The sequence below is a fragment of the Photorhabdus sp. RM96S genome, assembly GCF_042879335.1.
Taxonomy (GTDB): domain Bacteria; phylum Pseudomonadota; class Gammaproteobacteria; order Enterobacterales; family Enterobacteriaceae; genus Photorhabdus; species Photorhabdus kayaii.
Genome location: NZ_JBHFKT010000028.1, coordinates 1 through 13317, shown reverse-complemented (window position 1 = coordinate 13317; position 13317 = coordinate 1). Strand labels below are relative to the sequence as shown.

Sequence of the window (13317 nt, the reverse complement as noted above, 5' to 3'; positions counted from 1 at the left end):
TCAGTAGCTACGGTTTACGGTGGAGCATTATATGCAGTTCTCCAAAATGCATGGTCTAGGTAATGACTTTATGGTCGTTGATGCTGTGACCCAAAATGTTTATTTCTCACCAGAATTGATCTGCCGTTTGGCAGATAGACATACTGGTGTGGGCTTCGATCAATTATTAATTGTTGAAGCACCTTATGATCCGGATATGGATTTTCACTATCGCATTTTTAATGCTGACGGTAGTGAAGTTGCACAGTGTGGCAATGGAGCGCGTTGTTTTGCCCGTTTTGTCCGCCTTAAAGGATTAATTAATAAGCGTGATATTAAAGTCAGCACGCAATCGGGGCGGATGCTGCTGAGCATCACCAATGATGATCAGGTTTGCGTTAATATGGGGGAACCTGAATTTGAGCCGCATCATGTACCATTTCGTGCGTTAAGGGCGGAAAAAACCTATATTTTACGGGTAGTAGAAAGAACCGTTCTTTGTGGTGTTGTCTCTATGGGGAATCCTCATTGTGTGATTCAAGTGTCAGACGTGGAAACGGCTGAAGTAGATATTTTGGGGCCAGCTTTGGAAAGCTACGAAAGATTTCCTGAACGGGCGAATATTGGTTTCATGCAAATTTTAAACCGTGGTCATATCCGCTTACGGGTTTATGAACGTGGTGTTGGGGAAACCCAAGCTTGTGGCAGTGGTGCTTGTGCAGCGGTTGCAGTGGGTATTCAGCAGCAATTGCTCGACAATCACGTTCGGGTAGATTTGCCGGGAGGTTCACTGTTTATTTGTTGGGATGGGCCGGGAAAACCGCTCTATATGACGGGACCGGCGATGCATGTTTATGATGGCACAATTCATCTGTAATCGATTCTGTTTTGAGCTGCGGGGCATTGGAGATGGAGAAAAAAGAAGAGCAGTTAAACATCAATGACATACTTGATGATCAGACTGTTGTGGATTATTTATTGGAAAACCCCAATTTCTTTATCCGTAATGCATGTGTCGTTGAACAGATGCGGGTTCCTCATCCGGTAAGAGAAACGATTTCTTTGGTTGAATGGTATATGAGCCGCCAGAGAACGCGTATTGCTTATCTGGAAGAAGATATAACGCTGCTCATGGAGCAGGCTAGAGTGAATGAACAACTGTTTGAGCAGTTGCTTAAATTACTTGTTAATTTGGTTGCGGCAGAGAGCTTGCAAGATATGCTTAGTCGGTTAAGTTTATGGGCTAAGAATATGGGACTAAATAGTGCCAGTATCCGTCTTTTCAATGATAAATGGCATATTGGCGCACCACTTGATGCGCCTGATTTAGCGCTTTCTCGCAATGCTTTTGAACCAATCCGTATTCAGCGTTTTGGTAATAAAAACCACTATCTCGGTATGCTAAATGGGCCGGAAATTCTATTGCTGTTGCCGCAAGTTCGGCATGTCGGTTCGGTTGCCGTCTCTCTACTGGGAACGAGGGGCGAACTGGGTATGGTGATATTTAACAGTCGGAATCATCAACATTATCAAGAAGGCATGGGAACTGACATGCTTGAGCATCTGGCTAAGTTATTGCCGGATATATTGTCTCGTTGGATTAAACGAATATGATGCAGGAAATTGACCGGTTACTGGAGCCGATTGAGGCATTTTTGCGGTATCTCAGGGTAGAGCGTCGGTTAAGTCCAGTGACTATCATCAATTATCGTCGTCAGCTTGTCACATTGGCTGAGATGGTTTTAGAAATGGGTGTCAGCCAATGGAAAGATCTTGATCCAGTGAAAGTGAGGATGTTGGTAACACGTAGTCGTCGGGCTGGCTTACAGTCAGCTAGCTTGGCGTTGCGTTTATCTTCCTTGCGTAGTTTCCTTGATTGGCTGGTGACTCAAGGGGACATTTCCGTTAACCCGAGTAAAACCGTCAGCACGCCGGGAACCAAGCGTCATTTGCCGAAAAATATCGATGTGGATGAAGTGAACCAGCTGCTGAATATCAATTTTAATGATCCATTATCGGTGCGTGACCGGACGATGTTGGAAGTGATGTATGGTGCTGGATTACGTTTGTCGGAGTTGGTGAGCCTTGATTGCCCGCATCTGGAGCTTGAAAGTGGAGAAGTATGGGTTTCAGGTAAAGGCAGTAAAGAGCGGAAGGTGCCTTTGGGACATACCGCGGTTGAATGGCTTAATCGTTGGTTGGCAATGCGGGAACTATTCGAGCCGGAGGATAATGCCGTTTTTGTCTCAAAGAGTGGGCGGCGGATATCAACCCGTAATGTACAAAAACGGTTTGCTCAGTGGGGAATACGCCAGGGAATAAGTAGTCATATTCATCCTCATAAATTGCGCCACTCTTTTGCCACTCATATTCTGGAATCCAGTGGTGATTTGCGCGCGGTTCAGGAATTACTTGGTCATGCCAGCCTATCTTCCACACAAATCTATACTCATTTGGATTTCCAGCATTTGACAAAAGTGTATGATGTAGCCCATCCCAGAGCCAAACGGGGGAAATCGTAATGCGTTTTTACCGGCCTCTTGCGCCAGTGTTAGCGATGACATTTGATCTGGATGATACGCTGTATGATAATCATCCAGTCATGGATAAAACGGAAGAGGAAGTACTGAATTTTGTACGGCGGTATGATCCTAGGTTCAGTCATCTTAATCATCAGGATCTATGTACTTTCCGTGAATTGACACTTGAGCAGTATCCTGAAATTTGTCATGACATGACTTTATGGCGCTGGCACTCCTCAAAGTTGATGTTTTGCTATTACGGTTTTAGCCGTGAAGATGCTGATCGGGGGGCAGATGATGTCATGGCGCATTTCACCCTCTGGCGTAATCGGATTGATATTCCTGAATCAACACATAAGACCCTGACGGCACTTGCTGAACAGATGCCACTAGTAGCCATTACTAATGGCAATGCAGAACCCGCTGCTTGTGGCCTTGCCCCTTATTTTAAATTTGTGCTGAAAGCTGGCCCTGATGGGCGTGCAAAACCTTGCAGTGATATGTACTGTTTGGCTGCGGATCGTCTGGGTTTAGCGCTTGGGCAAATCTTACATGTCGGTGATGACTTGAATACTGATGTGGCAGGGGCACTGCGTAGTGGTATGCAAGCTTGCTGGATGAATACTAAGAATAAAAAACGATTGCAGACGATGGAAAGCTGCCTACTGCCTCACATTGAGATTTACGATTTGGCTTCTTTGACAGCATTGATATAATCAAGAAATTATTCTGTATAAAAACACAGCAACCTCTGGGTGCTGTCTAATCAATCGATGGTAACTATGGACGTCTCCTATCTGCTCGAAAGTCTGAATGACAAACAACGGGAAGCGGTAGCTGCTTCGCGGACTAATATGTTGGTATTAGCAGGCGCGGGGAGTGGTAAAACCCGGGTTCTGGTACATCGAATTGCTTGGTTGTTATCGGTGGAGAAAGCTTCGCCATTTTCCATTATGGCCGTGACCTTCACCAATAAAGCGGCTGCGGAGATGCGTCATCGGATTGAAAACTTGATCGGTACCAGTCAAGGTGGAATGTGGATTGGTACGTTTCACGGTTTGGCTCATCGTTTGTTACGAGCCCATCATCTGGATGCTAATTTGCCACAGGATTTTCAGATTCTTGACAGTGAAGATCAAAATCGCCTACTTAAACGCATTATCAAAGCGATGAATCTGGATGATAAACAATGGCCAGCTCGTCAAGGCATGTGGTACATCAATGGTAAAAAAGATGAAGGATTGCGGCCACAGCATATTGAAAGTTATGGCAACCCTGTTGAGGCGACATGGCAGAAAATTTATCAGGCTTACCAAGAGGCTTGTGATCGGGCCGGGCTAGTGGATTTTGCTGAGCTTTTACTGCGAGCTCATGAGTTGTGGCTGAATAAACCTCAGATCCTGCAACATTACCGTGGCCGCTTTACTAATATTCTAGTGGATGAGTTTCAGGACACTAACAGTATTCAATATGCTTGGATCCATCTGTTGGCAGGGGAAACAGGCAAAGTGATGATTGTCGGGGATGATGATCAATCTATTTATGGTTGGCGTGGGGCTCAAGTTGAGAACATTCAGCGTTTTCTGAAAGATTTTTCCGGCGCTGAAACTATCCGTTTGGAGCAGAATTACCGTTCCACCAGTAATATTCTGAAAGTTGCCAATACGCTGATTGCTAATAATAGTGATCGTCTGGGTAAAAATCTGTGGACTGATGGTATAGAGGGTGAGCCCATCTCCCTTTATTGTGCATTTAATGAACTGGATGAAGCCCGTTATGTGGTCGGCCGGATAAAAAATTGGCTTGAAAATGGTGGTGCCCTGAAAAACTGTGCCATACTTTACCGCAGCAACGCTCAGTCCCGTGTACTGGAAGAGGCGCTGTTACAGGCATCAATGCCATACCGTATTTATGGTGGTCAACGATTCTTTGAACGTCAGGAAATTAAAGATGCACTGGCTTACCTGCGTTTGATTGCCAATCGTCATGACGACGCGGCGTTTGAACGTGTGGTGAATACGCCTACCCGTGGTATTGGTGACAGAACTTTAGATATTGTGCGTCAAGCGGCTCGTGAACGGCAGCAAACGATGTGGGACTGTTGTCAGATATTGCTTCAAGAGAAAGTGCTGGCTGGGCGTGCCGCTGCTTCCTTACAGCGTTTTATTGAACTGATTGACGCATTATCGACAGGAACAGAAGATATGCCATTGCATGTTCAGACTGACAGGGTTATCCGTGATTCTGGCCTGCGGGCAATGTATCAGCAGGAAAAAGGTGAAAAAGCGCAGGCGCGTATTGAAAACCTTGAAGAGCTTGTCACGGCGACTCGCCAGTTTAGCTATCAGGAAGAGGATGAAGATTTTACGCCATTGCAGGCGTTTCTTTCCCATGCCGCGCTGGAATCGGGAGAAGGGCAGGCCGATGCCTACCAAGATTCGGTGCAACTGATGACATTACATTCGGCTAAAGGACTGGAATTCCCACAGGTATTTATTGTTGGCATGGAAGAAGGCATGTTCCCAAGCCAGATGTCGATTGAAGAAGGTGGACGTTTGGAAGAGGAGCGTCGTTTGGCTTATGTGGGGCTGACACGTGCAATGGAAAAGCTGACCATCACTTATGCCGAAAGTCGTCGTTTATATGGCAAAGAGGTTTATCATCGGCCATCTCGTTTTATTGGGGAACTGCCGTCAGAATGTATTGAAGAAGTTCGGTTACGTGCGACAGTATCTCGTCCAGTTAGCCATAGTCGGTTAGGTACACCAATTAGCTCCAATGATAGCGGTTATGCTCTTGGGCAACGTGTTCGTCATCCTAAATTTGGTGAAGGAACCATTATCAATATGGAGGGGAGTGGTGAAAATAGCCGATTGCAAATCGCGTTTCAAGGGGAAGGGATTAAGTGGCTGGTTGCTGCTTATGCCAGACTTGAAATGGTCTGAAAATAATATCCAGGTTGAATGTTGACAGGCTTTTTCTTCTAAGCGTAACATTCGCGCCTTACGATCACGTAGGGAGTAAAGGAGACTTATGATACATGCTGAGCGCATTTAAGTTAGAGAATAATCGCCTGCTCCGTCTTGAATTTGAAGAGGGAGAAAAGTTATCTGATTCCTTATGGGTAGATTTGGTTGAGCCGGAAGAACAAGACAGGCTGCAAGTTCAAAATGAATTAGGCCAAATTCTGGCAACCCGACCGGAACTGGATGACATTGAGGCGTCGGCGCGTTTTTTTGAAGATGAAGACGGGATACACGTCCACTCATTTTTTTACTTTGAAGACGCGGAAGACCATGCTGGCAACGCAACAGTTGCATTTACTATTCGTGATGGTCGTCTCTATACGTTGCGAGAGCGGGAGCTCCCTGCGTTCCGATTGTATCGTATGCGTGCTCGTAATCAGACATTAGTCGATGGTAATGCTTATGAAGTGCTAATGGATCTGTTTGAAACCAAGATTGAACAGTTGGCTGATGTTATCGAAAATATTTACAGCGTACTGGAATCCCTGAGCCGGGTCATTATGGAAGGGAAACAGGGTGATGAGTTTGATATTGCCTTGTCCAGTCTTGCTGAACAGGAAGATATTAGCTGGAAGGTTCGCTTATGTCTTATGGATACACAGCGTGCGCTTAACTTCTTGGTGCGACGGGCCCGTTTGCCGGGAGCTCAACTAGAGCAGGCCCGTGAAATCTTGCGGGATATTGAATCACTGTTGCCACATAATGAATCTTTGTTTCAAAAAGTTAATTTCTTGATGCAGGCGGCAATGGGTTTTATCAATATTGAACAGAGCAGAATTATCAAAATCTTCTCGGTTGTCTCTGTGGTATTCCTGCCGCCAACGCTGGTGGCTTCCAGTTATGGTATGAACTTTGAATTTATGCCGGAGTTACACTGGACATTTGGTTATCCGGGCGCAATTGGTTTAATGATTGCGGCCGGCCTTGCACCGTATCTCTATTTTAAGCGGAAGAATTGGCTTTAATATATATACCCGTCATCTTTCAAGCTGCCTCTTTGTTGGCTGCACTCACTCACCCCGGTCACATAGTTATCTATGCTCCCGGGGATTCGTTCCCTTGCCGTCGCGATGCAACTTGAAATCCATAGGGTATAGCTGCTGTAATAATTGTATTATAGCGGCTATAATAGAGATATGAAAATAATACGTTAATACGTTAATACGTTAATACGTTAATACGTTAATACGTTAATACGTTAATAATATTTTTGTGCAGTATTGGGTTTTATTATTATTTTAAAATATTGATTATTGAGTGGAAACAATCTTAACATTATTATAAAATGCTTAAATGCTTATTCCATATGGTTCATATAATCTCTGATTGGATATATAACTTGGAGTGCTTTTTGTTTTAAAAGAAGCTTTTACTATTATTTTCTATCTTTAATATAGTTGAAGTTTTAATTTAAATATTATTAACCTTAATTCTATGGTTTTATATCGGACATAAAAAAGAATAAATAAAATTAGCTTAATTTCATCGTATGTATTTAATCATACGAATCGCTGTCCCTAATTGAGTATATTCTTTTCCCAAATATTTAAAGCCAAGGGCAATATAAAACCCTTCTGCTTGCGGATTAGCCAGCACCTGCAATGAGACTTTGCCTTTTATATGAAGATCATTCAATGTGATTTGCACCAATTGCTTGCCAATACCTTGATGCCAAAAGCCCGGTTCAACAAATATTCCATCAAGTTCTGCATTTCCATCAGATAGCGGCAATACAACACAAAATCCCAAGATTACATTAGCTTGTTCCGCAATATAAACATATCCTGCTGTAATATATTCTATCGGCAGTTCTATCATGTGGGGATTTGCTAGTAATAACTCTCTATCTTCTTCCCACATAAGAGACGCACGTAATTGCAGAGCTTCAAGGGCGAGCTGTTCGGTTGTATTGGCTAATCTGATGGCTATTTTCATTGTTTCGCTATCTCTGCGATCTACGCTGTGTATACACGGCATCCAGTGTAAACAGCACTAATGCAGCCCAGATAAAGCCGAAAGTAATCAGACGGTCGGTGCCTATTTGTTCACCATAAACCAAGGTTGCTAGCAAGAACATCAGCGTTGGGCCGACATACTGAAAGAATCCTAGTGTGGATAGGCGCAGGTGAGCTGCGGCTTCCGTGTATAACAGTAATGGCACAGTAGTAATAATGCCCGCGGCAATCAGCAATAAATTGAGAATCGTTGGGTTATTACTTAAATCACTGGTTGGGGTGTTGGCAAAACCAAATAGGTAAATGGCGGCAACCGGTAGTAACCACAGTGTTTCAATCGTCATGCCTGTTTGAGCATCAACGTTCATCTTCTTACGCAGCAGGGCATACAGGGCAAAAGTGACAGCCAAACTTAATCCAATGACCGGTATAGAACCAAATTGCCATAGCTGGATTAATACGCCGGTGAAGGCCAGAATAACCGCAGCCCATTGCGTACCGCGGAAACGCTCACTGAGAAACAACATGCCGAACAAAACGTTAACTAATGGGCTAATGAAATAACCTAAGCTGGCTTCCAGCATATGGCCGTGGTTCACCGCCCAGATATAAATCAGCCAGTTACAGGCAACCACGGTTGCTGTCACGGCCAGAAATAATACTTTTTTAGGTTGACGGAAAATTTTGGCTACCTGTGACCAGTGACGAGTTAATGTTAACAGTAGCAACATAAAGAAAAATGACCAAATAATACGATGGGTCAGAATTTCGTCAGCAGGTACTTGCTGGATATGTTTAAAATAAATTGGTGCGATTCCCCAGATAAAACAGGCACCGAAGGCGTACAATACTCCTTTGGTAGTTTGTGGCTTGTTCATATTGTCCTGATGTTAATAAAGGTGGAAAGAGTGTCATGGGTTTTTAGCCCGTTAACGTGAAAATAATATGTCACCGGGCTGAATATTACGCAAGCGATTAAAATGATATTGTCATCCTACCAAATAGGTCGCCGTTACACTGGCGATATGGGCTCTCTGCTCATTATGTAGTTCTGCTCTGGCAACAGAAACTTTGTTACCATTGCGGATAATGCTACTGGTGGCAGTAAATAATTCACCACGACCGGGGCGTAGATAATCCACCCGCAAATCAATCGTTCCCATTATTGATAATCGTTTTTCTAATTCTTCTAATGATGCAGGCACTAGACGGGTCAAGGCGTTACCGATACAGACCAATCCACCACATACGTCAAGCACTGAGGCAATGACTCCACCATGCAAAATTTTTTGTGCGATATTACCTACTAATTTACTTTGGTTACGGAATTGTATTTCTACGTAATCTTGTTCAAATCGAATTAGTTCAAGTTCTAATAATTGGTTAAAAGGCATATCGTGAACAAAAGTATGACCAATCACTTGCCGGGCTTCTTCCAGGGTTAATAGCGTTGTAGACATTTAATTTTATTCCTAAATAAAGATATATGTTTCCAATATGACTCTATATAGTTAATGACTTGTTAATATTATGCTTTTATTGCTAATCTTGCCAGCTTTAAGGAATGTCTGGCAATAATCTGAATATATACCCTATGGATTTCAAGATGGATCGCGACGGCAAGGGAGTGAATCCCCGGGAGCATAGATAACTATGTGACCGGGGTGAGCGAGTGCAGCCAACAAAGAGGCAACTTGAAAGATGACGGGTATAACATAATTGAATACAACTATAGGTAAGTTGAAACGGAAAATAATATCGGTGCTGAAATTTAATCCACTGAAATTACGTGTATAGGTAAATTATGTAAATAAAGAAGGCAGTACTGTAGCAGCACCGCCTTAATAGAGTAGTGAGCATGTTACTGATGAAACACCATTCTCCATGCCCATGGATAGTGCTATTTTACGAATGACCAAATTTGGCAATTGGGTTAATCAAGTTATCAGCAAACTGTAAACTTTGAGCCGGATCAGCTAAATCAAGCATCTGGCGGTTATTCGCTATTTGCAGGCGGTTTAGACAGCAGCGTTTAATCTCTGGTGTAAACAGATCGTAACGTACAAATTGCTCACTCAATTCAGGATGGTTGTGCTGATAGCTTAAAATACAATCTGCTACGGCCTGCCAGAAAAGATCCTGTGAATAGTCACCCTGTTCATCCAGTATTGCAGCCAGATAGCGGAATATACCGTCAAACACATCAGATAAGATAGTGAGTGTTTTCATATCTTCCGGCATGTCTACTTTGACTCGACTCGCTTTTTCCGGTAAATCGGCGTCGGGATTCATGACCAGAATCTCTTCCGCTAAATCTTTCATGAAGATGTGCTGTGGAACATGGTTTTCCAATACCATGATGATGTTTTCGCCGTGTGGCATAAACATCAGATCATAAGCGTACAAACAGTGTAACAGTGGCGCAAGATAACTCTCTAAATAGCGACGTAACCATTCATGAGTAGGTAGGCCGGATGCTGAAATTAATGCGGGCAATAGGGCATTCCCTTGCTGATCACTGTGCAGTAACGCAGCCATAGTCATCACTTGTTGCCCAGGTTCAATGAGTTGCAGCGGGTTTTCTCGCCATAGTGCCGCCATCATTTTTTTATAAGGCGTATCACTACTGATTGCTTGCTCGTAATAGCTGTTTTTGAATCCAACACTGGCGACTTCTCGTAAAATTTTAAAACGATAATGTTGCAAGATGGGATCTTGTGTGACCAGATCGAATAGCCAGTCGTTAATGCCTGGCGTCGTCGCCATATAATAAGGTGATAAACCGCGCATGAATCCCATATTTAGAATGGACAACGCCATTTTTACATAATATCGCTGAGGATGACTGCGATTGAATAGGGTGCGGATTGACTGTTGTGCCTGATAGATATCGGCACCAATACCAAGGTAGACCAATTTCTGATTAGCAATATCAGGAGCAAACACCGATGTCAGTTTGTTCTGCCATTGCCAGGGGTGAACTGGCATCAGAACGTAATCTTCTGGATTAAGGTTAAGCGCGATCAACCGCTGATCAAATTCAGCCATTGCAGTGGTGCCTAGTTCTTGTTCCAGCAACTGTTGATAATTGAGTTGCTCGATGCAAGCAAAGTGTGCCTTGCTCTTATGTGCGGCCAGCCATACTAAATGCATAGCAGAGGCAGCTTCGGGACTAAAGTTCTGGAAATCACCAATATCAAAACCAATCCGGCCATTGTTGGCGACGAAAGAGGGATGTCCCTCCATCATCTCCCCTTCCAGCGCCTGAAAATCAGTATTCACGAGATCCATTGCACTGATACCGATTCTGTTATGCTTAAAAGCACTGCTATAGAGAGTACTGGTAATTTCTTCCAGATAGGTAGGCATTACGACATCACTGATGCCAAGTTGTTGTTTGAACTCAATAATGAATAGTAAGGAATCGAGTACTTTTTCTTCTCCGTTGGCATTTTTTTGTAGCGAATCGGCATCAATCAGCCAGTGATCCAGTGCCATACGCCGTGCCCGGAAAGTATAGCTGACCAGATGGTTAGCATTATCCAAACGGTAATGGTGATATCCATCATTATCTGCTTTTTCAGTTAACTGTTGAGGCACGAGTAAACATTCATGTGAAAATTCAGAAATCGCTTTACACAAGTGCAGACGATTAACTTTCAGCCAGACCGCCGGTTGCAAGTGTATGGCATTTGTCATCAATGCGCCTGAGTGGGTTGATGTTGTCGCTTGATGTTCCCGCTGTAACGCAATCTGATGTTGTTCTCTGGTGCAAAAGGCTAACTTGGCTGTTTTATTCGGTAATACCAATGCCTTCTGATAAACAAAACCAGCCCGTAGATTAAGTTTGTGAATTTTTTCATTACGTATATCAGGTTCAACCACAATGCGAGCCACAGTAGGATCACTAAAAATAAAGGCCATGATGGTTTGGAAAATTCCCCAGGTGAAATGCCTTATTTTTTCTTGCGGTGGTGCAACCAGAATATGTATTCCCATATCATCTGGGTGTGCCGGATAATATTTTCCAATCAGATCATCTTGTGCACGATAACACTCTAATAGAAAAGTAGGTTGCCCCCGATATATTCCAATAAAGACACTGCCCGGATGGCTTGATTCTAAATTATGATAAAATTCCCGTACTTGTTTCTCAGTATTGTTTTGCATTCCCCAATAATGGGCGTAATCCCGGTTAACCCAGTCAGTTAATATGAGAATATCCTGTTCCAGATCCAGTGGACGTAATGCAAAGGTACCTATTTCAGGCAAGGATTTTTCAAACAGTGTAGGATTAAAAACGGACATTAGCATGCTCCTTCGGTTTCAACGCTGAACTGCTGGAAAGCGATACTTTTCTCAATCGGATAATGTTCAATACCGGTAATTTCATAAATCAGGCAGGAGTTGCGATAACAGGCCATTCCCAGATCCGGCGTGACGAAACCGTGAGTATGTAATTCCACATTCTGTATGAAAATGGTATTGTTCTGATCGATACTGTAATTACGCTGTACACCATAACGTCCTTTCTCATCCCAACGGATAAGGTGATGTATACCTTCAATAAAAGTCGGGATTTGATACTGATAGCCGGTAGCCAGAACAACTCCTTCGGTGTCCAGAGAAAATGGTTGCTCCTGTTCGTGTTGGAATAACGCCAATGTTAGGTCGCGGCCATTTTGGGCATGGCTAACTTGTTGTAATTCACTATTGGTATATAAATTGACGTTTAACTTGCCATTTAACCTTTTGGTGTACATTAAATCGAAAATATCATTGATTAATGAACTATTGATACCTTTATAAAGCTGCTTGTGGGACAAATTTAATGCATCACGCTTTTCGCCCGGGAGACTATAGAAATAATCTACATATTCTGGTGACGTCATTTCTAGTGTCAGCTTGGTATATTCCAGCGGGAAAAAACGTGGCGAGCGGGTAAGCCAATTAAGTTGATAATCGAATTTATCAATATCACTGAGCAAATCGTAGAAAATCTCAGCGGCACTTTGTCCACTACCCAGAACAGTAATAGATTGCTTTTGTTGTAAAGCTTCTTTGTTCTTCAAGTAATCACCAGATGTCACCATCTGATTAGAGAAGGGTTGGCAACACTTTGGAATATAAGGTGCAGGTCCGGTACCCAATACCAATTTTTTACAAACAAATTGGTGTTGTTGCCCAGTTAACGTATCTGAACAATGTAATGTATATAGCGAGGTATGTTCATTATAACTAATGCTGTCAACGCGTGTGTTAAAGCGTAGATTAGATAACTGTTCTGCCGCCCACTGACAATATTGGTTGTATTCCTTACGCATCAGGAAAAAACTTTCCCGGATATAAAAAGAGTATATTCTCCCTTTTTGCTTGATGTAATTAAGGAAGCTAAGTGGATGAGTGGGTGATGCCAGAGTCACCAGATCTGACATAAAAGGGGTTTGCATGGTGGAATTTTCTAGCATCATTCCCGGATGCCAATCAAAGCCCGGTTTTTGATCAATGAACAGGCTATGAACATCTTTTAATGGCTGAGTTAAACATGCTAGTCCGAGATTAAAAGGACCTATTCCAATGGCGATAAAATCATAAGGGCGAGTTGTCATAAAAATTTCTCCTGGTAATAAACAGTATTAATCTCATTAATTGTTATTATGGGTTGCCAGAAAATCGTTTCCGTGCATTACGATGTTATGCACAATTTCTTGTAGATGTTGTTGGCCAGGGCTAACGCATGATCATTTTTTATCCATAAGATGACGAATTAACCGTACAAAATAAGCCACGCTTTATTCTTGTTGCAATCTTATCTGTTTACCGTTATTTATCCAC

General features: G+C 43.0%; 11 protein-coding genes. 6 read left to right on the top strand and 5 right to left on the bottom strand.

What is annotated here, in order from left to right:
* Positions 1-31 precede the first annotated feature (31 nt).
* From dapF to corA, 6 genes are all read left to right on the top strand, one after another.
* Complete coding sequence (dapF, locus tag ACGF49_RS16600) at positions 32-856, top strand: diaminopimelate epimerase (protein ID WP_387491936.1); 825 nt, start codon at positions 32-34, stop codon at positions 854-856.
* Positions 857-888: 32 nt separating this feature from the next.
* Positions 889-1593 carry a DUF484 domain-containing protein gene (locus tag ACGF49_RS16595; protein ID WP_113042907.1) on the top strand — a complete coding sequence of 235 codons (705 nt, stop codon included), beginning with the start codon at positions 889-891 and terminating at the stop codon, positions 1591-1593.
* The gene (gene xerC / locus ACGF49_RS16590) at positions 1593-2501 is read left to right on the top strand and encodes a tyrosine recombinase XerC (RefSeq protein ID WP_191214875.1); all 909 of its coding nucleotides are present in this window, start codon (positions 1593-1595) and stop codon (positions 2499-2501) included. Before ACGF49_RS16595 ends, xerC begins: the two co-directional genes overlap by 1 nt.
* Positions 2501-3217, top strand: a complete 717-nt coding sequence (gene yigB, locus ACGF49_RS16585) for a 5-amino-6-(5-phospho-D-ribitylamino)uracil phosphatase YigB (protein WP_387491934.1) — start codon at positions 2501-2503, stop codon at positions 3215-3217. Before xerC ends, yigB begins: the two co-directional genes overlap by 1 nt.
* A 57-nt stretch (positions 3218-3274) precedes the next feature.
* Positions 3275-5446 carry a DNA helicase II gene (gene uvrD / locus ACGF49_RS16580; RefSeq protein WP_113042913.1) on the top strand — a complete coding sequence of 724 codons (2172 nt, stop codon included), beginning with the start codon at positions 3275-3277 and terminating at the stop codon, positions 5444-5446.
* 95 nt (positions 5447-5541) lie between these two features.
* Positions 5542-6492 carry a magnesium/cobalt transporter CorA gene (gene corA / locus ACGF49_RS16575; RefSeq protein WP_112877284.1) on the top strand — a complete coding sequence of 317 codons (951 nt, stop codon included), beginning with the start codon at positions 5542-5544 and terminating at the stop codon, positions 6490-6492.
* Positions 6493-7009: 517 nt separating this feature from the next.
* Here corA and ACGF49_RS16570 read toward each other — a convergent pair.
* From ACGF49_RS16570 to ACGF49_RS16550, 5 genes are all read right to left on the bottom strand, one after another.
* Positions 7010-7462 carry a GNAT family N-acetyltransferase gene (locus tag ACGF49_RS16570; protein WP_158536573.1) on the bottom strand — a complete coding sequence of 151 codons (453 nt, stop codon included), beginning with the start codon at positions 7460-7462 and terminating at the stop codon, positions 7010-7012.
* Between the two features lie 7 nt (positions 7463-7469).
* Positions 7470-8360 carry an EamA family transporter RarD gene (gene rarD / locus ACGF49_RS16565; protein ID WP_113042916.1) on the bottom strand — a complete coding sequence of 297 codons (891 nt, stop codon included), beginning with the start codon at positions 8358-8360 and terminating at the stop codon, positions 7470-7472.
* A 111-nt stretch (positions 8361-8471) separates the two neighbouring features.
* Positions 8472-8942 carry a thioesterase family protein gene (locus ACGF49_RS16560; protein ID WP_113042917.1) on the bottom strand — a complete coding sequence of 157 codons (471 nt, stop codon included), beginning with the start codon at positions 8940-8942 and terminating at the stop codon, positions 8472-8474.
* A 445-nt stretch (positions 8943-9387) separates the two neighbouring features.
* Complete coding sequence (locus tag ACGF49_RS16555; protein ID WP_113042919.1) at positions 9388-11790, bottom strand: GNAT family N-acetyltransferase; 2403 nt, start codon at positions 11788-11790, stop codon at positions 9388-9390.
* Positions 11790-13091, bottom strand: coding sequence for a lysine N(6)-hydroxylase/L-ornithine N(5)-oxygenase family protein (locus ACGF49_RS16550; protein WP_113042920.1), 1302 nt, complete (start codon positions 13089-13091; stop codon positions 11790-11792). Before ACGF49_RS16550 ends, ACGF49_RS16555 begins: the two co-directional genes overlap by 1 nt.
* Between the last annotated feature and the right edge of the window lie 226 nt (positions 13092-13317).